General features: G+C 71.5%; 16 protein-coding genes. 3 read left to right on the forward strand and 13 right to left on the reverse strand.

Going from position 1 to position 20,505, the window contains the following annotated elements:
• Positions 1 to 6: 6 nt before the first annotated feature.
• The gene (gene putA, locus ABIC70_RS19055; RefSeq protein ID WP_354440605.1) at positions 7 to 3,693 is read right to left on the reverse strand and encodes a trifunctional transcriptional regulator/proline dehydrogenase/L-glutamate gamma-semialdehyde dehydrogenase; all 3,687 of its coding nucleotides are present in this window, start codon (positions 3,691 to 3,693) and stop codon (positions 7 to 9) included.
• Positions 3,694 to 4,097: 404 nt separating this feature from the next.
• Here putA and ABIC70_RS19060 point away from each other — a divergent pair, with 404 nt between their 5' ends.
• Positions 4,098 to 6,017, forward strand: coding sequence for a hypothetical protein (locus ABIC70_RS19060; RefSeq protein ID WP_354440607.1), 1,920 nt, complete (start codon positions 4,098 to 4,100; stop codon positions 6,015 to 6,017).
• A gap of 37 nt (positions 6,018 to 6,054) precedes the next feature.
• Here ABIC70_RS19060 and ABIC70_RS19065 read toward each other — a convergent pair whose 3' ends face one another.
• Positions 6,055 to 6,867 (reverse strand): polysaccharide deacetylase family protein, encoded by an 813-nt coding sequence (locus tag ABIC70_RS19065; RefSeq protein WP_354440609.1) that lies wholly within the window; start codon positions 6,865 to 6,867, stop codon positions 6,055 to 6,057.
• A gap of 141 nt (positions 6,868 to 7,008) precedes the next feature.
• Here ABIC70_RS19065 and ABIC70_RS19070 point away from each other — a divergent pair, with 141 nt between their 5' ends.
• Complete coding sequence (locus ABIC70_RS19070) at positions 7,009 to 8,055, forward strand: saccharopine dehydrogenase family protein (RefSeq protein WP_354440611.1); 1,047 nt, start codon at positions 7,009 to 7,011, stop codon at positions 8,053 to 8,055.
• Between the two features lie 51 nt (positions 8,056 to 8,106).
• Here ABIC70_RS19070 and ABIC70_RS19075 read toward each other — a convergent pair whose 3' ends face one another.
• The 5 genes from ABIC70_RS19075 to ABIC70_RS19095 form a co-directional block, all read right to left on the reverse strand.
• Positions 8,107 to 9,630, reverse strand: coding sequence for a UxaA family hydrolase (locus tag ABIC70_RS19075; RefSeq protein WP_354440613.1), 1,524 nt, complete (start codon positions 9,628 to 9,630; stop codon positions 8,107 to 8,109).
• A 35-nt stretch (positions 9,631 to 9,665) separates the two neighbouring features.
• On the reverse strand, positions 9,666 to 10,976 hold the full coding sequence (locus ABIC70_RS19080) for an MFS transporter (RefSeq protein WP_043352792.1): 1,311 nt from the start codon (positions 10,974 to 10,976) through the stop codon (positions 9,666 to 9,668).
• 107 nt (positions 10,977 to 11,083) lie between these two features.
• On the reverse strand, positions 11,084 to 12,154 hold the full coding sequence (locus tag ABIC70_RS19085) for a malate/lactate/ureidoglycolate dehydrogenase (protein WP_354440615.1): 1,071 nt from the start codon (positions 12,152 to 12,154) through the stop codon (positions 11,084 to 11,086).
• Between the two features lie 120 nt (positions 12,155 to 12,274).
• A complete protein-coding gene (locus ABIC70_RS19090) occupies positions 12,275 to 13,783 on the reverse strand; it encodes a M81 family metallopeptidase (RefSeq protein ID WP_354440617.1) in 1,509 nt (502 codons plus the stop codon).
• Positions 13,784 to 13,815: 32 nt separating this feature from the next.
• Positions 13,816 to 14,532, reverse strand: coding sequence for a DUF1194 domain-containing protein (locus tag ABIC70_RS19095; RefSeq protein ID WP_043352785.1), 717 nt, complete (start codon positions 14,530 to 14,532; stop codon positions 13,816 to 13,818).
• A gap of 243 nt (positions 14,533 to 14,775) precedes the next feature.
• Here ABIC70_RS19095 and ABIC70_RS19100 point away from each other — a divergent pair, with 243 nt between their 5' ends.
• The gene (locus ABIC70_RS19100) at positions 14,776 to 14,997 is read left to right on the forward strand and encodes a hypothetical protein (protein ID WP_043758316.1); all 222 of its coding nucleotides are present in this window, start codon (positions 14,776 to 14,778) and stop codon (positions 14,995 to 14,997) included.
• 20 nt (positions 14,998 to 15,017) lie between these two features.
• Here ABIC70_RS19100 and ABIC70_RS19105 read toward each other — a convergent pair whose 3' ends face one another.
• The 6 genes from ABIC70_RS19105 to ABIC70_RS19130 all read right to left on the reverse strand — a co-directional run bounded on the left by ABIC70_RS19105 (position 15,018) and on the right by ABIC70_RS19130 (position 20,351).
• Positions 15,018 to 15,785: a DUF1223 domain-containing protein gene (locus ABIC70_RS19105; RefSeq protein ID WP_051975901.1), complete on the reverse strand. Its 768-nt coding sequence runs from the start codon at positions 15,783 to 15,785 to the stop codon at positions 15,018 to 15,020.
• A 7-nt stretch (positions 15,786 to 15,792) separates the two neighbouring features.
• Entirely contained in the window at positions 15,793 to 16,809 is a 1,017-nt protein-coding gene (locus ABIC70_RS19110; RefSeq protein ID WP_354440620.1) for a lipid A biosynthesis lauroyl acyltransferase, read from the reverse strand.
• A gap of 139 nt (positions 16,810 to 16,948) precedes the next feature.
• Positions 16,949 to 17,971, reverse strand: a complete 1,023-nt coding sequence (locus ABIC70_RS19115; RefSeq protein WP_043352778.1) for a zinc-binding dehydrogenase — start codon at positions 17,969 to 17,971, stop codon at positions 16,949 to 16,951.
• Between the two features lie 11 nt (positions 17,972 to 17,982).
• Positions 17,983 to 18,300: an SH3 domain-containing protein gene (locus ABIC70_RS19120; RefSeq protein ID WP_078947411.1), complete on the reverse strand. Its 318-nt coding sequence runs from the start codon at positions 18,298 to 18,300 to the stop codon at positions 17,983 to 17,985.
• 3 nt (positions 18,301 to 18,303) lie between these two features.
• The gene (locus ABIC70_RS19125) at positions 18,304 to 19,071 is read right to left on the reverse strand and encodes an SDR family oxidoreductase (protein WP_354440622.1); all 768 of its coding nucleotides are present in this window, start codon (positions 19,069 to 19,071) and stop codon (positions 18,304 to 18,306) included.
• Positions 19,068 to 20,351: a beta-ketoacyl-ACP synthase gene (locus ABIC70_RS19130; RefSeq protein ID WP_043378480.1), complete on the reverse strand. Its 1,284-nt coding sequence runs from the start codon at positions 20,349 to 20,351 to the stop codon at positions 19,068 to 19,070. The genes ABIC70_RS19125 and ABIC70_RS19130 overlap by 4 nt, the downstream gene beginning before the upstream one ends.
• Between the last annotated feature and the right edge of the window lie 154 nt (positions 20,352 to 20,505).

The raw sequence follows: 20,505 nt of genomic DNA on the forward strand, positions 1-20,505 counted from the left end.
GCCGGGTCACCCGACGCTCATCAGGCTGGCATTGCCGCCGGCCGCTGCGGTGTTGATCGCTGTGGAGATTTCTTCGACCAAGCCCGCGGGATCGTAGAGATCGCCGGCCGCCAGCGCCTCCGGCTCGCGGGCCTGGAGCGGCAGGATGGCTCCGTCGCGGGCCGCGATGGCGGCGTTGAGATCCCGCAGGGCCGTCGCATCGCCCGCGAACAGGACGCCCTGGACGTCGCCCGCGCGGTCGAGATCCGGAGCCCAGGCGATCCGGGCCGCGCACACCGCCGGCAGACCGTCCAGGGCCGCATCGCTGCCGCCGGCGGCGACGATGACCGCCGCGTTGCCGGTGCCGAGGATCGCCCCGAGCTGGAGCAGGAGCGCCGTCTCCGTCGCCGCGATGGCGGCGACGCGCCCGCGCGGACGCAGGGCGTACAGATTGCGCTCACCCACCGGTCCGGCCAGCGCGATCGGGGCGGATCCGGGATAGCGGACGGTCTCCAGCCTCTCCGCGAGGTCGTGGCGATGGCGCGACCGCAGCCACGCCACGTAGGGGCGCAGCGCCGCCTCGTCGGCGGGCAGCCCGTCGCGGGCGGCGGCGGGCGGTCTCCGCATCAGCCGGCCGAGGGCCAGCGGGCCCCCGGCCTTGGGGCCCGTCCCCGACAGGCCCGAGCCGCCGAAGGGCTGCACGCCCACCACCGCGCCGATGATGTTGCGGTTCACGTAACGGTTGCCGGCCCGCACGCGGCCGAGGACGTGGTCGATGGTCTCGTCGACGCGGCTGTGCAGCCCGAAGGTCAGCCCGTAGCCGGTGGCATCGATCGCCGCGAGGAGCCTGTCGAGGGTATCCCGACGGTAGCGCAGCACATGCAGCACCGGGCCGAACACCTCCTGCTCGACATCGGCGACCGCCCCGATCTCGATCAGCGTCGGCGGTACGAAGGTCCCGGCGCCGGCCTCGGGCGGCAGGGGCAACTGCTCCACGGGAAACCCCCGCGCGCGCAGGCTCGCCACATGATCGACGAGGCGGGCGGCGGCGTCGGCGGTGATGACCGGTCCGACATTGACGGCGAGGCGCCGCGGGTCGCCGACCTGCAGCTCCCGCAGGGCGCCCTTGAGCATGTGCAGCGTCCGGTCGGCGATCTCCTCCTGCAGGCACAGGATCCGCAGCGCCGAGCAGCGCTGGCCCGCGGAATCGAAGGCCGAGGCGATCACGTCGGCCACCACCTGCTCGGCGAGCGCGGAGGAATCGACCACGAGGGCGTTCTGGCCGCCGGTCTCGGCGACGAAGGGCACCGGCTCGCCGAAGCGGTTCAGCCGCCCCGCGAGTGCGCGCTGGATGGCCTTGGCCACCGCGGTCGAGCCGGTGAACATCACGCCCTGCACGCGCGCATCCGCGACCAGGGCGGCGCCGACACGGCCGTCCCCCGGCAGCAGGTGAAGGGCATCCGCCGGGATCCCGGCCGCGTGGAGCACGCGGATCGCCGCGGCGGCGATCAGGGGCGTCTCCTCCGCGGGCTTGGCCAGGACCGTGTTCCCCGCCGCGAGGGCGGCCGCGGCCTGCCCGACGAAGATCGCCAGGGGGAAATTCCACGGCGCGATGCAGGCGACCGGGCCGAGCGGCGCGTGCGCGTCGCCGAGGATTCGCTCGGCCTCGGTGGCGTCGTAGCGCAGGAAATCGACCGCCTCGCGGATCTCCGCCACGGCGTTCGCGTAGGTCTTGCCCGCCTCCCGCACGATGAGCCCGATCAGCGCCGGCATCTGCGCCTCGAAGGCGTCGGCGGCCCGCCGCAGGCAGACGGCGCGCGCGGCCGCCGGCGTCGCCGCCCAGCCGGCGGCGGCCGCTTCCGCCCGGGCCACGGCGCCTACGATCGCCGCAGCTGTCGCCGCCCGGCCGAAGCCGACGACGTCCCGGTGGTCGGCGGGATTGCGCACGGGCTCGTCGGCCGCCGCGTCGTCCTCGCCCGACGGCACCGCCCGCCAGACGGTGCGCTCGCTCGCCAGCAACCCCTCCGAGAGATCGGCGAGGGCGGCCTCGTCGGCGAGGTCGAGACCGGCGGCGTTCATGCGGTGCGAACCGTACAGATCCCGGGGAGCCGCGATCCGCGGATGCGGCGCTCCGGGACACGGCATGGCCTCCACGGCGGTGACGGGGTCGGCGATCAACGCCGCGATCGGCACGGCCGCGTCGGCGACTTGATTGACGAAGGAGGTGTTCGCCCCGTTCTCCAGAAGCCGCCGGACGAGATAGGCGAGCAGGGTCTCGTGCGTACCCACCGGCGCGTAGATCCGGCACGGCCGGCGCAGGCGCTCTCCGGCGACCACGGCCTCGTAGAGCGGCTCGCCCATGCCGTGCAGGCACTGAAACTCGTACTGGCCGGACCGAAAATCCGGACCGCCCATCTCGACGATGCTCGCCAGGGTCTGGGCGTTGTGGGTGGCGAATTGCGGGAAGACCGCGTCCGGAGCCGCGAGGAGCCGACGCGCGCAGGCGAGATACGAGACGTCGGTGTGAAGCTTCCGGGTGAAGACCGGGAAATCCGCCAGACCGTCCACCTGCGCCCGCTTGATCTCGCTGTCCCAATAGGCGCCCTTGACCAGACGCACCATCAGCCGCCGACGGCTTCGGCGGGCGAGATCGATCAGCACGTCGATGACGAAGGGACACCGCTTGCCGTAAGCCTGGACCACGAAGCCGAGCCCGTCCCAGCCGGCGAGGTCCGGATCGAGGGCGAGCCGCTCCAGGATATCGAGAGACAGGTCGAGGCGATCGGCCTCCTCGGCGTCGATGTTCAGGCCCATCCCGTAGCCCTTGGCGAGGCGGGCGAGGTCCCGCGCACGGGGATGGAGTTCGGCCAGAACACGGTCGCGCTGCGACCGCACGTAGCGGGGATGGAGCGCCGACAGCTTGATCGAGATGCCGGGTCCGAGGAGCACGCCGCGGCCGGCGGAGGCCGCCCCGATCGCCCGGATCGCCTCCGCGTAGGCGCGCCGGTAGCGTTCCGCATCCTCGGCGGTCACGGCAGCCTCGCCGAGCATGTCGTACGAGTAGGTGAAGCCCTTGGCCTCGCGCCGCCCGGCATGCCGCAGGGCCTCGGCGATCGTCCGCCCGGCCACGAATTGCTCGCCCATCATCCGCATGCAGAGATCGACGCCGGTGCGGATCACCGGCTCACCGCCGCGGGCGATCAGGCGGGTGAGCGCGGCGGACAGACCGGCCTCGTCCCGGGTCGCGGCGAGCTTGCCGGTGACGAGCAGGCCCCAGGTCGCCGCGTTCACGAAAGGCGACGGGCTGTGCCCGAGATGGGCCGCCCAGTCGCCGCCCGCGATCTTGTCGCGGATCAGCGCGTCCCGCGTCGCCGTGTCGGGGATACGCAGCAGCGCCTCGGCGAGGCACATCAGCGCCACGCCCTCCTGGCTCGACAGCGCATATTCGTGGATCAGCCCTTCGACGCCGCCGCGGTGCCCCTGCCGACGCAGGGTTTCAACCAGGTGTCCCGCATGTTCGGCGACGCGCCGGGCGGCCTCGGGCGACAGGCGGGCCTGATCGAGGAGCGCCGCCACACACTCGCTCTCGGGCCGCCGACAGGCCGCGGTCACGGCCTGCCTCAGGGGTGACCGGTCCGGCAGGCCGGCGGCGAGCCGGCGGGAGGCAGCGCTCGCCCCGACGGCCGCAGCTTCGACGACGCCGGTCCCGGACATGATCCGTCCCTCCGACACGGCACGATGCCGCGCCGTTGCGACCTCAGGCTACACAATCCGGGCGCCGCGTCGAAGCCGGGGTGCCGACGGAAAGGCTTGGACCGACCGGCCCGTCCCGGGCGGTCACGGTCACGCGGCCTCACCTTTCAGGAGCGAAGCCTGCGCCTGCGCGAGATCGGATCCCGTATGCAGGGATGCCCCGGCGATGAACTAGGTCAATCCATAGGCTTCCGCCCACATAAGGTCTTGTCGTATGTTTTGGCCGTCTATTGGTCCGCTAGCCGCGAATTACATTAGACTATATTGAGATATATTAGGGCATTCAATCGTTTTGCACATTCGGATTGTCCGCCCTCGGTTGCGGACCGCTCAGGTCAGAGCCCACGTCTCGATGAGGACGCCGCATGCCGCGTTTGGAGATCACCGGCACCGAACGACGCTACAACACGGTCGCTGCCATCGAAGACGACTGTGCGTGGCAGATGGTCATGCCCTTTCCGCGGGCTTCGATCCGCGCCGCCGCCCTTGTCGGCGATGAGAGGCTGATCTGCCTGTCCGAAGACGGGGAACTCTGCCTGATCGCGTGGCGCTCGCGCCGGGATGTCGTGCGGCGGCGCCTGCCGCGCGGGGATTCCTGTGCCCGTAGGCTGTTCGTCACGCGCGATGCCGAGCTGATCGCAGCCTATGTGAGCCATGTTCCGAGCGACGAGACCCAATACCTCCACCGCCTCGTCGTCCTGCGGGCGGCGGATCTCGAAATCCTGCTGGATGGGCGGGGGATCACCTGGCCGTCCGACGGTCCGATCGGACGTCTTTCCGCCGAGGAGGCTTATCCGCCGCGACCGGGTGGACCGGCCATCCTGACGATTCACGGCGATCTGTTCGAGGATCCGGAGGGAAGGCTGGCCTTCATCGGCCTCCGATGTGGGCCGGGCGGGTCGTCCTACGGGCTTTGCCGCCTGGAGCGAACCGACGGGTCGGTGCGCTACGATCCGCTTCCGGACGCGGTGAAACCGTATTGGTTCAGCCCGAGCGGCCGCTACGCAGTCACACCGCGCCTCGATCCTTCGCCCAGGGAATCCGAAGCGGCAGCGGATGCGGTGGGGGACGATCCCCGACACCGCGCACAGGCCGTCGAACTCTGGACGACCGAACCCGTCGCCCACGTCGCGACCCTCGTCGCGCGCCCGGGCCCCGAGCCGCACCGCGTCATGACAGAGGTGGCCTGGGAACCGGACGAGCGGGCGCTCTGGGTCAAGTACGGGTTCTTCTGGGATCAGAAAACAGAGTTCCAGTGCATCGGCCTGGACGGCGCCCGCTCGCCCGTCTTCGCGTTCGGCCGCTATGCGGGCGCCAAGGCCGTTTCCACATTCGGCGACGTGGCCGATGCCGAGAGGGTCGAGATCCGCTTCTACAGCGACGCCGTCTTCATTCCGCGACCCTGGTGCGCCGATTCGGGGCCCGCGCGGCTGATCGCGCAGGACGAGGACGGGTATCGCCCTCAGGCGTCGGCGGGGCCGAGCGCGTCTGCGGTCGGGCGGTTCCTGGCGCGCTCGCTACCGGTGGTCACCGTGGCGGATTTCTCGGTTGCGGCCATCGCGGAATCGTTGGGCTGGCTCACAGGCCAGATCCGGGCGGATCTCGCCGCTCTTCTGCGGAGCGACGCCCTGGCGCTGACCTTCAGGGTCGGCGGGAAGGCACTGACGGAACCGGCCTTCTTCGCGCGGATCGCGCGCGAGCGCATCGCGGTGGCGCCCGTGCTGCGTGAGCTCCTGACAACCTATCTCGAAGTCCAGCCCGCACTCGTGGCCGCCAGGAACCTGTACCGGCAGATCTGGGGGCCCGATGACAACCAGGGAGCGCTGGCGCCGGCGATGCAGGCGCTGCTCCATCTCGATCCGGCGGCCCACGACGTGTTTCGCGACTATCTCGCCCAGCGCGACGGGGAGCACGAGGACTACTCCACCACGGTGATGATGCAGACCTACATCGCCGCGACGGGCTGGCGGGACAGGGCCATGATCGGGTTCGGCGTCTATTTTGCGCTGATCCGGTACAGGGACGGCGTGATCAGCCTGGGCGGAGGCTTCCTCGAGGAACACGGTGTCCTCGATGCCGCCGAGGGGTTGCTGGATCCCGCCGACTTCGCCGTGCTCATCCGCGAGGAACTCGACGGGTTCGCAGCGCGGCCCGATCTCGATTGCCGCCTCGGCCCGGACGCCCTGTCTCGCGAACTCCGAGCCAGCCTCGCGACCACCGCCTATGGCCGGCGGGTCCTGGCGGCGCTCGCGGACCGGCCGGCCGCACCGCCCGGCCCGACCTGAGGCCGCGGGACGCGAAACGGTCCGTCGCGCGATCCCGTTACTTCATGGCTTGGGCGTGGGCGGCCTCGATCGCCTCGGTGAGGAGGGGCTGGGCGCCCTTGCGGCGCAGGGTGGCGGTGGGGATCACCACCGGATCGGCGCAGGCCTGGACGACGTGCGCCAGGTCGAACTGCACCGCGAGGCCTCCGGCCTTGGCGTCGAGCCACGCCATCATGGCCGGGGGCTGGCCGTCGTAGGTCTCGGTGACCGCCTCGCGGCATTCCTTGTCCGCGTCGACGGACTTCGGATCGCCCGTCCTCTGCCGATAGCCCGCGAGGTAGAGTTCGTGCAGCGTCTTGGAGGCGAGCGTCACCATCTTGGTGCCGCCCGCGCCCTCGGCGAGGGCAAGCGTGCCGGTCAGGGATGCGGGCAGCAGGGTGGTCCAATCCACGGGGGCGCCGGTCGTGAGGTCGTAGACGATCGACATCGTGCTGGAGTTCGGATGCGCACCTCCGCAATACATGCTGTCGGAGATCACGAAGCTCAGGAAACGCGGGCCGCGCATCGGGGTCTCGACGGTCCGCTCCCAGGAGCCGTTCTTCCCATCCTGCGCCTTGCAGTCCCGCGCCGCCGCGAGGGCCTTCGTGTCGAGGCGCTTCACCGCCGCGTTGATCCGCCGCTCGGCGTCGTCGGCCGGCGCAGCGATCTGCGGCATGGCCGCGAGGCCGGGAATCAGGTCGGCCGGCGCCTTCAGGACCACGGGTCCGTCGGCGGCCCAGGCGGGTGTGGTCAAAGCCAGGAGAACCGCGGTCCAACCCGCAGCCCTGCCGCAGGCTCGCCGTGCGCTCGGCCGGACGGTTCGCTTGAACATGGTGCCGCTTCTCCCGATGGCGGCGGGTCCGACATCCGGGGCCGCCCGCCGTGTCGCGCTTCGATGCGTCCGTCCCTACCATCGGCGAACGCCGTGCGGCGCGCGCTTTGACACCTGCGGAAGCGGTGGCAGAAGCCCCGCATGACCGCGATCCTGATCTACGGCGCCACCGGCTATACCGGCCAGCTTCTGGCCGCGCATGCCGTCGGGCAGGGCCTGCATCCGATCCTGGCGGGGCGCGACGCGCGCACGCTGCGGCCGCTTGCGTCCCGGCTCGGTCTGGAGATGCGGGTCGCACGCCTCGACGATGCCGACGGCCTGCGCGCCGCGCTCGCAGGTGTGGCGGCGGTGATCCACGCGGCGGGCCCGTTCTCGAAGACGGCGCGGCCGATGGTGGAAGCCTGCCTCGCCGCGGGCGCGCATTACGTCGACATCACCGGCGAGATCGCGGTGCTGGAGGCGCTCGCCGCGCAGGATGCGGCGGCGAAGGCGGCCGGCCTTGTCCTCCTGCCGGCCGCCGGCTTCGATGTGGTGCCGAGCGATTGCCTTGCTGCCCACGTGGCCGGGCGCCTGCCCGGCGCGACGCATCTGCGCATCTCCATCGGCGGGTTCGGCGGCTTCAGCCGCGGCACCGCCCGCACCATGGTGGAGGGCATCGCCTGGGGGACGCGGGTGCGCCGGGACGGACGCATCGTCGAGCTGCCGAGCCCGCCCCGCGGCACCGCCGATTTCGGCGCCGGCCCGCGCCGGACCGTGGGGCTCGGCTGGGGCGACGTGTCCAGCGCGTGGTACTCGACCGGGGTGCCGAACATCGACGTCTACTTCGAGGCCTTCCCCGCCATGGCGGCGGCGGCCGGTCTGCCCGCCGGAATCCGGCGGATCATCGCAGGCGAAACCGCGCAGCGCCTGATCAACCGCGGCATCGACCGGCTGCCCGCCGGCCCGTCCGCCGCCGCGCGGGAAAAAGCCCGCAGCACCTTCCTGGCGGAAGCCTGGGACGGCGCCGGCCGCCGCGCGGCGAGCCGGATGGAGACCGCCGAGGGCTACACGCTGACGGTCTGGACCGCCCTGGAGATCGCCCGGCGCGTCGCCGCGGGACAGGTCGCGCCGGGCTTCCACACGCCCGTCACCGCCTTCGGCGCCGACTTCATCCTGGGCTTTCCGCATGTGACGCGGACGGATCTCTGACCGGCGCTCCGGACTGGCGCAGCGCTCGATCCGATGCGAGCGGCCCAGGGCTCACACGGTCGCGCCGATCTGCCAGGGGGCGAATTCCGAGGAGCCGAAATCGAACTGCTCGCTCTTCGTCCGCTCCCCGCTCGCGACCCGGAGGATCAGGTCGAAGATCCGGCGCCCGGCCTGCTCCACGCTCTCTTCGCCGTCGAGGATCGTGCCGCAATTGACGTCCATGTCCTCCTCGAGCCGCCGGTACATGGCCGAGTTCGTGGCGATCTTGATCGACGGCGACGGCTTGCAGCCGAATACGCTGCCGCGCCCGGTGGTGAAGCAGACGAGATTCGCCCCGCCCGCCACCTGCCCGGTGGCCGAGACCGGATCGTAGCCGGGCGTGTCCATGAACACGAAGCCCTTGGCGGTGACGGGATCGGCGTAGCGCAGCACGTCGACGAGGTTGGTGCTGCCGGCCTTCGCCATGGCGCCCAGCGACTTCTCCAGGATCGTGGTCAGGCCGCCGGCCTTGTTGCCCGGCGACGGGTTCGCGTCGATCTCCGATCCCTCCTTGCGGGTGTAATCCTCCCACCAGTGCATCAGGTCGACGAGCTTCTGGCCCACCTCCGGGCTGACGGCACGGCGGGTGAACAGGTGCTCGGCCCCGTAGGTCTCGGTGGTCTCCGACAGGATCACCGTGCCGCCGTTCTGCACCACGAGGTCGCTGGCGATCCCCAGAGCCGGATTCGCCGAGACGCCGGAATACCCGTCCGAGCCGCCGCATTGCAGGGCGACGATCAGTTCGCTCGCCGGCACCGGCTCACGGCGGACCACGTTCGCCTCGGCCAGGATACCCTTCACGAAGTCGATGCCGGCCTCGACGGTCTTCCGCGTGCCCCCGAGGCTCTGGATGTTCATGCTGCGGATCCGGTCGCCGAGCCCCTGCTCCTCCAGGAACGTGCCGATCTGGTTCACCTCGCAGCCGAGCCCGATCATCACGATGTGCGAGAAGTTGACGTGCCGCGCGTAGCCCGCGAGCGTCCGCCGCAGGAGCCGCAGCGGCTCGCCCATCGCCATGCCGCAGCCGGTCTTGTGGGTCAGCGCCACGACCCCGTCGACGTTGGGATAGGGGGCGAGCGGGTCGAGGCCGAGGATCGGGTGGCGGCGGAACGCGTCGGCGATCAGGTCGGCCACGTGCGCGCTGCAATTCACCGAGGTGAGGATGCCGACGTAGTTGCGGGTGGCGACGCGCCCGTCGGGGCGGCGGATGCCCTGAAAGGTCGACGCCGGCGTGACGAGCCGCGTCGGCTGGGCGTCGACGCCGAACGCGTAGTCCCGGGCGAATTCCCCCATCCCGAGATTGTGGACGTGGACGTGCCGGCCGGCCGCGATGTCCTCCTTCGCGAAGCCGATGATCTGGCCGTACTTGGTCACCGGCTCGCCGCTGCGGTGCTCCCTGACCGCGACCTTGTGGCCGGCCGGGATCCGCTCCGCGGCCGTCACGCCGTCGGCGACCGGGGTGCCCGGCTCGATGGCGCCGCGCGCCACGGCCACGCCGTCGGCCGGCCGGAGGGTGATCACGGGATAGGTGGACATCGGTCTCTCCTGGGATTCGGTGGGGCCGGTCGCCGTCACCGCGCCGCCTCGGGGCGCAGGGCCGGGACGCGGGAGTCGCGGACCGGAAGCGGCGCGATCTCGCCGACCACGAACAGGTAGATGAAGGCGCCCAGCAGGCAGAACCCGCCGGCGACGATGAGGGGGATCACGAACGAGCCCTGGGTGACGGTCAGCATGATGCCCGTGAAGGTCGTGGTCACGATCCCCGCGACGTTCGAGGCGAAGTTCTGGATGCCCCCGATCGAGGCCACGTGGGCCGGGGTCGGCGCCACGTCGCCGGGCAGCGCCCAGATCGACGCCGCCGTGAAGGCGAGGCTGCCATAGGCGACCGCGAAGCACAGCAGAGCCACGTAGACGTTCGGGGCGATGATCGACAGCGTGATCACCGACGACATCAGCATGCCGCCGACGAGGCAGGTCTTGCGGGCCGCGGTGAGGCTCCAGCCGCGGCGGTAGAGCGCGTCCGACGCGAAGCCGCCGAGCCAGCCCGCGGGGATCGACGCCAGGGCCGGCAGGCTGCCCAGCGTGCCGAGTTCGGCCAGTGAGAAGCCGCGCGCCTTGACCAGATAGGTCGGAAACCACGTGATGAAGAAGTAGATCACGAAGTTCAGGCAGAAGAATCCTGCCATCATCCCCCAGACGGTGCGGTACCGGAACAGCGACAGCCACGGCACCTGATTCTGGGCGTCGGCGGCATCGACGGTCTTCGGCCGGTCCTGCGCGGCTCGGAGCCGGGCCAGTTCCTCCGGCGAGACCTTCGGGTGGTTCTCCGGCTCGCGGTAGAGCCACATCCAGAACACCGCCCAGACGAAGCCCAGCACGCCGGTGACGATGAAGGATTCCCGCCAGCCGAGCGTCGCGATCACCCAGGAGACCAGCGGGATCGCCAGCGCCGAGCCTACCCGGGAGCCGCTGTCGAAGATGCTGCTGGCGAAGCTGCGCTCGCCGCGGGGAAACCACGAGGCCGCGACCTTGGCGAAGGACGGATAGGCCCCGGCCTCGCCGATGCCGAGCAGCATGCGCAGGCCGAGCAGCGACAGGAAGCCCCGTCCGGCCGCGGTCAGCGCCGTGCAGGCCGACCACCAGACCACCGCGACCACCAGCGAGAGCCGGGCGCCGACCCGGTCGGCCACGTAGCCGAAGGGCAGCTGCATGATCGCGTAGGTCCAGAAGAAGCCCGACAGGATCAGGCCCATATCGGTGGCGTCGAGCCCCAGTTCCTTGGACATGGACGGCGCCGCGACCGCGAGATTGGCGCGGTCGATGTAATTGATGGCGTTGGCGGCCATGCAGAGGCCGATCATGAGCCAGCGCAAACGAGGCATCGCGTTCTCCTCCCGAATGCCGGGGATGGCGTCCCCGGGCCGTGCGGCGCCCCCGTTTTGGCCGTGGGTCGCCGCCGATCGTGGTGTCGCGCCGGGCCTTGTCCGGCTCAGTCGCGGTAGGCGTTCCCGTCGAGGCCGTGCGGCCGGCCGGCGGCCAGGAGGGTTTCCCACACGGGCTCGGGCAGCGGCACGCCCTCGGCGAGGCGTTCGGCGCGCATCCGCCGCTCCGGCTCGCCCGGCAGCAGAACCTCGGCGCCGGGCATCGGCTTGGCGCTCTTGAAGAAATCGAGATAGGCCCGTGTCTCGGCGGCGAGCACATCCTCGGTGCCGAGGGCGGCGGGCGTGACGTAGATCGACAGCATGCCGTTGCAGATCCGCCGCTGCCCGGGGCCGGCGGTTCCGGAGCCGGTGAGCGCGCCGGCGAGCAGCTCGCACATCAGCGCGAGGCCGGATCCCTTGTGCTCGCCGAAGGCCCGGATCGCCCCGGCGCCGCGCTGGTTGTCGCGCTCGACGCCCTCCAGCGGTCCGAACAGCGTCGCCGGATCGGCGCTCAGGCGGCCGTCGGGCTCGATCAGCGCGCCCTCCGGCAGCGGCTTGCCGCCCCGGGACGCGACGAGCACCTTGCCCTCGGCCACCAGCGAGGTGGCGAAGTCGAGGATGATCGGCTCGGAATCCGGAACCGGGAAGCCGGCGGCGAACGGCGCTGTCGAGAACCGGCGCTCCACCGAGCCGAAAGGCGCCACGAGGAGGCTGCCCGCCACGTTGACGAAATGCACCGAGACGAGCCCCGCGGCCGCCGCCCGCTCGGCCCACTCGCCGATCCGGCCGATATGCCCGGCATGCCGCAGGGCAATGATCGCGACACCGTTCTCCCGCGCCTTGGCGATCCCGAGATCGACGGCGACGGGGCCGGCCGTCTGGCCGAATCCGTAATGGGCGTCCACGAGGGCGAAGTTCGGCGCGTCGGTGACGATCTCGGGCGTGCGGCCGGCCTCGACCTCGCCCGCGCGCAGCCATTCGACGTAGCGGGCTACCCGGACGACCCCGTGGCTGTCGTGGCCGGTGAGGTTGGCCGCCACCAGGAACCGGCCGATCCGTTCGGCCTCCGGCTCGGCGCAGCCCTCGCGCACGAAGATGTCCCGCACATAGGCGGACAGCCTGTCGGCCGAAATCCGCATTCCGTCCCTCCCTCGCCGCGCTTCACCGAGCGCGTGCGGGATGAACCTAGCGGTCTCGGACGTGCAGGGCGAGCACCCGGGGGTGACGGGAGACGCCACCTGTCGTCCCCGAGGGCTCGGTCAACGATCGGACGGGACCGGGCCGGGCGGATCGCCGTAGGGATAGAAGTGGGCCGCTTGCATCTGCGCGTAGGGGAGATGATCGAGCCGCACCGTCCCGAGGAACGGCTCCGGGGGCTCCACCAGCAGGATCGTGCGGGCGTAGCCGCTGTCGTCGAAGCCGCGCCGGAAATGCACCCGCGACTTGATCGCCACGACGTCGAAATCGGCCGGCTCCAGGCCGAGACGCCACAGCTCCTCCGGGTCGACGATCTGCGCGAGCTGCGGGCTCAGGACGAGCACGTTGCCGCCTCCGAAGGCGACGCAGATCCAGGTTCCGCCGCCACCGCCGCTGCCGGCGACACCGGGCTCCGGTGCCGCGACGACGCGCAGCACGGTTCCGGTGATCCGCACCGGATCGCCCGCGGACGGGTCGCCGCCGCCGCCGACCGGTGCGTCGAACGGGTCGCCCACCGCGATCTCCCGCGCCGCCGCCAGGACCGCGGGCGATGCGACGGTGGCGACCAGGGTGCGGGTGAGACCTTGCCGGAGGATCTCGCCCAGCAGCCAGGTCGCCCGGCCGGACCGGTCGCTGTGGTCGGCGAGGACGACCGGAACGGCGCCCTCCGCGATCGCCGCCCGGGCGAGGCGCACGCCGTCGGCGATCGTATGGATCCGCGTCGCCTCGAGCAGCGAACGCCGCTGCCGCCACGCGAAATCCGCGACGTCCCGCGCCGCGCGGTCGGCGAGGTCCGGATCGCCGTTGGTGATCGCCTGCACGGTCATCCCGCCATCCGGAGCATCGCCCCACGGGAAGCCGAAGAAGACGTTGACGAACACGTCCGGCTCGCGCGCCTCCCAGACGAGGGCGCGCTGCACGAGGTCGGCCCAGGGCGTGGCACCGGTCCATTGGACCACGGTGGGTGACAGGATCGGCACCTTGAGGGTCCGATGCGCCGGCCGGTAATCGCCGCGCACGGCGCGGACCAGCATCCGGGCGGCCCGCTGGCCCTGGAGGTGGCCGTCGTAATGCGGGAAATACTTCACCGCGAAGGCCAGGTCGGCATGGTCGAGGAAGGCCTGATCCTCGTTCCCGTGCAGATCGAAGGTCCCGACGAGAACCGCCGCGTCGCCCACCGCCGCGCGGACCTGCCGGGCGATGTCGGCCTCGGGCCGGGGAACGCCGCGCACCGCCATCGCGCCGTGCAGCGCGAGGTAGACGCCGTCGAACGGACCCGTCTCCCGCAACTCCGAGATCATCCGTCCGAGGAAATGCGCGTAGGCGTCCGCAGTGATCCAGCCGGAGGCGGTGCCGGTGCGCGGCCAGAGCGGCGAGGTGATGCCGACCAGCGCGACGCCGTCGTATTCCCGCGCCACCTGCACGAAGCCGCCCATGTAGCCCTTGGGATCGGTGGCGAGCAGCGCGTCTCCGGCGGCCGGCGAACCGGGATAGATGAAGTCGTCCCGGGTCGTGTCGTTCGGCAGGAACGTCACGGTCTCGTGCGTGAACTGGAGGACGGCGAGGCGCATCGATGGTGGGTCCTCTGGGATCCGGGTGACGATCAGGCGATCTCGCGCACGAGCTTGGCGATGAGCGCGCGGCCGAAGGCCGCGAAGCTCTCGGCGGTCATCACGAAGGCGCCCTCGCCGCCGATGACGACGGCCCGGTAATACGCCGCCAGACCGCCCGACGGGTTGGTGTGTTCCTTCAGAAAGTCCGGCATCCCCTCGGGATCGCTGAGGATCACGATGCCGTTCACCGTGATGCCGGATGCCACGGCGGCGTCCCGGGCCTCCGCGATGGAGCGCCCGGCATTGCCGGTGCCGTCGCCCGAGATGTCGATCACCCGCCGGTCGGCGCGGAACGGCGCCCGCGCCAGCAGATCGGTGGCGAAGGCGATCGCCGAGCCGATGGCGGTGCGGCCATAGAACGGGCGCGGTACGGTCAGCAGACGGGCGGCGAAGGCGGCCGCATCGCCGGCCGAGCCGATCACCATCCAGTCGACCGCCACCTGCTGCTCGCCGGGGCCGGCCCAGTCGAACAGGGCGACGCCGATGCGGCCGGTCGGGCCCTCGCCGATGGCGCGGAGCACGCGCGGATCCGCGAAGGCCTCCGCGTAGCCCCTGCGCTCGAGTTCGAACCGGGCCGCGCTGATGCTGAGCGACACGTCCGCCGCCAGGACGAGGAGGAGGTCCACCCCTGGATCGGCCGCATGGGCGCGGCGACCGGCCAGCGACAGGGCGGCAAGCATCCCGGACAGGAACGGGCGTCGCCGCATGGTCGACCCTCGATGGCAAGCGCCTGTGCGGAACGGCGGACGCTCACACCTCTGCAACGAGCCTGCCACCCCGCCGGTTCAGGCCGTCCGGCCGCACTGCGCAAATGGGGGCCGCGTCGCGGAAAAGTTCCGCACCCGGCACGCGGATCTACGCCGCTTTCCGCCGCATCACGCTCTCAACGCGCTGCCCTACCTGCCGCGGACCGAGGCGCTGATGGCGCCGCCTTTCCAGAGTCCGTCGACATGAAGCTTGTTCGCCGAATCGGTCGCGCCATCGAGAGCGGGATCGTCGGAGCCGTCACCGGTACCGTCGCGCTCGTCAGCCGGACGATCGACGGCGCGATCGGGCTGGTGGGCCGCCTGTCCGACCGGCTCGACGGCCGGCTCGCGGCGCTGGCGCGCGAGTCCCGGGCGCGCCACGAGCGCGAGGGCCGCCGACAGATCGACCCGATCTCGCTGAAATAGGCGTAGCCGGCACCCGGGCGCTACAGCCCGGGTCCCTTCGCGGCGCCGAAGATGCGGCCCGGCCTGCCATCGGCCGCGCCCTGCAGGAGGACGACCCAGCTGTCCGCGTCGGCGATGTGGGCCTGGGCATCGGGCACCTCGAAACTGATTGGCTGGCCCGTCCAGTGGCCGAGGCGCTGCATGCCCCGCACGACGTTCACGTAGGTCGCCGTCCGGCCGCCATTCTCCCCGGCCTGGATCGCGATGGCGCGGCTGCGCAGCACCGGCACGAGCCAGACATCGCCGCGGATCTCGGTCTTGGCCTCCGGGGCCGCCCCGACCTCCACCAGGATCCGGTCGCCCTTCATCTCGCCCCGCACCGGGACCGGCAGCCCGCCGTGCTGGCAGGCCTCGCGGATCAGCCGGTCCAGGGCCGGCCGGTCGGAGCCCACGGCGAATCCGTTGCCGTCAACCACCACTTGCGGTGTGAAGACCTGCCGCGCCCCCCGGCCCCGGGCGTAGGCCCGCTGGCGTTCGGTCAATGGCCGCAGCGCCAGCGTGTCCTTCCAGCCGAGATAGTCCCAGTAGGTCACCGGCAGGGTCAGGGCGACGACGCCGGGCTTGCGGGCCAGATCGCGCAGAACCGGATCCGCGGCCCGGCAGGCGCCGCATCCCTGGCTGGTGAACAATTCCACCACGGCGCGGACCGGCTCGGCCCGCGCCGGCATGGCGGCGAGCGCCGCGCAGGCCAACACGGCGGCGCGGAGCGCGCGGCGGTCGCGGATCGGGGCGCGGGGCCGGGGCGTCATCGATCCATCAGACCGTCTGGGAGGCCGAAGGTGAAATCACGTTGGCTTGAGAAGCCTCTACCGTCGGTTGAGATAGCGCCGACGTCACTCTTGTCCTCGGCAGCATGTCGGGCCGCCAGCGGCGATGCATCCACAGCCACTGTCCGGGATTTTCGCGCACCCAGCCCTCCACGACGGCTGTCATCGCCTGCATGGCGCCGGCCACGTCGATGGTCCCGTCGGCGGCCCGGGGCAGGTCGAGGGGCGGGGTCAGGTCGAGGCGGAAGCGGCCCTCCGGCAGGCGCACGACGCGCACGCCATGGACCGGACAGTCGTAATGGCGGGCGAGCTTGGCGAGCAGCGGGTTGGCGAGGCACGGCCGGCCGAGGAAGTTCACCACGACGCCGCGGGTGAAATGCTGATCGATGAGCTGGCCCAGATGGCCGCCATTCTCGACCACGTCGCGCATGGCGAAGACGGCCCCCGGCGTGGATGCGGCCAAGCCGCCCATCGTCTTGCGCCGAACCTCCTGGACCAGGCGCGCCGCGGCCGGATTGTTGGGCGGGCGGAAGACCGCGGTGGCGTCCAGGCCGAACCGGGCCGCGCAGATCGCCGGCAGCTCCCAATTCGCCAGATGCGCCGAGAAGATGAGACCCGGCTCGCCGTCGTCGCGCAGGGCGTAGAAGTGCTCGATACCCGACACCTCGGTCCGCGTCGGGCCCGTCGCGGCGGGATCGTAATCGAACAGGGTGTCGAGATGGGCGTACTCGGCCCCCGTCCGCCCGAGATTGTCCCAGGCCTCCAGGGCGATCCGTCTCCGCTCCGCGTCCGGCATGTCGGGGAACGCCGCCCGCAGATTCGCCATCGCGGTGCGGTGCGCCGGCAGGAGCGGTCCGAGGGTGCGCAGCAGCAGCGCCGCGAATGCCGTGGACCGCACCGGCCCGAGGAGGCGCGCCAGAAGGACCAGGGCCCGGATCACCGGGACCATGGCGAAGCCCGCGAGGCGCGGGTACGATCGTTTCAGCAGGAGGGCGAGACGCAGCACAATCGATTCCAGGGATACGGTCCGGGCGGCCCCCCAGCGACCCGTACGGCGACGTTTACGCCAAGTCTCTCGCGGCGCGAAATGCTGATCGCGACACCCGGAGACATTGCAGCGCCCGACGGGCGCGCCGCCGTCGGCGCTACAGGCTGACGAGGATCTTGCCGAACACCCGGCGCGATTCGAGCCGCTCCAGACCCTGCGCGAAATCGGCGAGCGGGTACACCGTGTCGACGACCGGCCGGATGCCGGCTTCCATCTTCGCGAGCGACTGACCGATATTGGCGAGCGAGCAGCCGAAGGAGCCGGTGATGCGGTATTGCTGCTGAAACAGCTGCATCAGGTTCATGGTGGTCGAGACACCCGAGGTCGATCCGCAGGTCACGAGGCGGCCGCCGCGCTTCAGACAGAGCAGGGAGCCGTTCCAGGTGTCGGCGCCGACATGCTCGAACACCACGTCGACGCCCTTGCGCTTCGTCAGCCGGCGGACCTCGCCCTCGAAGCGCTCGGTGCGGTAGTTGATGACGTGGTCGGCGCCGAGTTCCGCGGCCTTGCGGCCCTTCTCGTCGTCACCGACGGTCGTGTAGACGGTGCAGCCGATCGCCTTGGCCATGCGGATCGCCCCGGTGCCGATGCCCGAGCCGCCGGCATGGACCAGCACGCTCTCGCCGGGCTCCAGCCGGGCATTGTCGAACAGCATGTGCTGGACCGTGCCGAAGGCGATGCCCGCACAGGCGGCGTCGGTGTCGCTGACCCCGTCCGGCACCTTCACGACGAGGCGGGCCGGCAGGGTGACCAACTCCCGGGCGAAGCCGTCGAGATGGAAGCCCATCACCCCGGACACGTCCTCGCAGAGGTTGTCGCGCCCCTCGCGGCAGGCCCGGCATCGGCCGCAGGTCATGGCCCCGTAGGGCACGACCCGGTCCCCGGCCGCGAGGCCGGTGACCCCCGCTCCGACCGACTCGACGATCCCGGCCGCTTCCGCGCCGACGATCAGCGGCATCTTCCGCTTGGCGAAGGCCATGCCGCGGAAGCCCCAGACATCGATGAAATTGAGGCCGACGGCGCGGATGCGGATCCGGACCTCGTCGGCGCCCGGTGCGGGCGGCGGCTCGATCTCGGTCAGGCGCAGGTCGCGGTCGCCGAACAGCTGCAGGGCTTTCATCGTCTCTCTCGTCACTCCGGCGCCAGATATCGCCGCCGCGCCCAGCCCAGGACCCGTCCGGCCTTCACCCGGCACCACGTGGTGCGGCTCGGCGTGTCGTTGGTGCAGCCGAAGACCAGGGCACGCGTGCGGATCTCGCCGATCTGCTCGGCGGACGGATCCGGCTCGGCGCGGATGCTGAGCGGCTCGCCCGGCGGCAGGCCGGAGATCCGGTAGACCTGCGGCTCCGCCCGGGCGTGGCCCGGGATCAGGACGGCCGCACAGCAGAAGGCGGCGGATAGGGCGAAGCTGGCGCGCATCGTCAGGATGGTCCGGTTCGGCGGGGCCACCGGTCAGGACCGGTGGACACCCATCATGGCGGTCAGGCCGCCATCGACGGGCAGCACGGTCCCCGTGATGTAGGCGGCCCCCTCGCCCATCAAAAAGGCCGTCAGCGCCGCGACATCCTCGGGCCGCCCGAACCGGCCGGCGGGAATCTGGCGCTCCATCCCGTCCCGGTAGGCGGCGTAGCGCTCCATCATGGCGGTGTCGACGAAGCCCGGGGCGATCACGTTGACGGTCACACCGCGCTTGGCGGTTTCGATCGCCAGCGTGCGGCAATAGGCGATGAGCGCGCCCTTGGTGGCCGCGTAGGCCGCGTTGCCGGCATTCGCCCGCAAGGCGGCGACGGACCCGATCGCCACGATGCGGCCCGACCGCGCCCGGGTCATCTCCCGGACGAGCGACTTGGCGAGCCGCGTCAACGAGAAGAAGTTGACCTGCATGGCCGCCTCGGCACGCTCCTGATCGAGCATCGCCGCGAGGGCGTCACAGGACTGGCCGGCATTGTGGACGAGGCCGTAATAGCCCGCGGCTTCCGCGATCTCGCAGAACGCCTCCAGCGCCCCCCGATCGCCGAGATCGACGGAATGGGCCGTGAAAGCCCGGTCCGGATGCGCCGCACGCAGGTCGGCCAGCAAGGCCTGCGCGGCCTCGGCGGAGGCGCGATAGGTGAAGTCGACGCTCAGCCCGGCCTCGGCCAGGGCGCGGACGATCGCGGCGCCGATTCCGGACGCGCCGCCGGTCACGAGGACGCGGCTCTGGGCAGGTGCGGCGCTCACGCGGGCTCCGCGCCGAAGACCAGGCAGGTGTTCTGGCCGCCGAAGCCGAACGAGTTCGACAGCACCGTGCGCACCGGCAGGTCGCGGGCGGTCTCGACGATGTCGAGGGCGATGGTGGGGTCCGGCACCCGGTGGTTGATGGTCGGCGGGATACGGCCGTGGCGGATGGTCAGGAGCGAGACCGCGGCCTCGATGGCGCCCGCCGCCGTGAGGGTGTGGCCGATCATCGACTTGTTCGAGGTCACCGGCAGGCTGGCCGCGCGGGCGCCGAACACGGCCCCCAGGCCCAGGGCCTCCATCTTGTCGTTCTCCGGCGTCGAGGTGCCGTGCGCGTTCACCGTGTCGATCGCCTCGGCCGCGACGCCGGCATCCTCCAGGCTGGCCCGGATCGCCGCGATGATCGGCGCGCCGTCGGGACTGGAGCGGGTGCGATGGAAGCCGTCGCCCTTCTCGCCGCAGCCGAGGACGTAGCCGAGGATCGCGGCGCCCCGGGCGATCGCGGCCTCGGCGTCCTCAAGAACCAGAGCGGCCGCGCCCTCGCCCATCACGAAGCCGTCCCGGTCCTTCGAGAACGGCTTCGAAGCCGCTTCCGGCGCATCGTTGCGGGTGGACAGCGCCGAGAGCAGCGAGAAGCGGATCAGCGATTCCGGGTTCACCGACCCGTCGGTGCCGATGCAGAGCGCCGCCGCGGTCTCGCCGCGCCGGATCGCCTCGACGCCGAGCTGGATCGCCGTGGCCCCCGACGAGCAGGCGGTGGAGAGCGAGATCGGCGAGCCCTTGGTGCCGAAACGGTCGGCGATGCGGTCGGCGACCGTGCCGAAGATGAACAGGTCGTGCCAGGGATCGAAGCGGCGCGTCGCGGCAGCCCGCAGCAGGCCGGCATAGTCGACCGGACCGTCGCCGCCCGCGGCCTCGGCCAGCGCCTGCCGCTGGGGCCATTCCATCTCCACCGGCGGGACCGCGATGAACAGCGCGCCCGGGAAATCGCCGCTGGTGCCGATCCCGGCCTGCGCCACCGCTTCCTCGGCGGCGACGGCGGCGAACCGCTCCGACAGGAGCGGCGCGACGAGGGGATCGGTGTCGAGGAAGTCCACCGTCCCGGCGATGCGCGTGCGCAGACCGTCGGTGGGAAACCGCGCGATGGCATGGATGCCGGACCGGCCCTCGGTCATGGCCGTCCAGGTATCGGCCTGTCCCCGACCGAGGGAGGAAACGACGCCGATGCCGGTCACCGCGACGAGCGGCCGGCCCTTGGCGTCGCGGTAGGATCGCGCGCTCATGGAGCGGTCCTTACGGGATTTTCCGCCGCGGTACACCTCCGGACCGAGGGGCTTGCGGCTGCGCTGCCATCATTCCGAGGCGCCGGAGGCGAGCCCGGGACGACGGCAACGCGGTCTCGGATCGGCGACGTCCGAGACTCGGCGCGCCGCTTCT

The sequence above is a fragment of the Methylobacterium sp. 1973 genome (assembly GCF_040545035.1).
GTDB lineage: Bacteria > Pseudomonadota > Alphaproteobacteria > Rhizobiales > Beijerinckiaceae > Methylobacterium > Methylobacterium fujisawaense.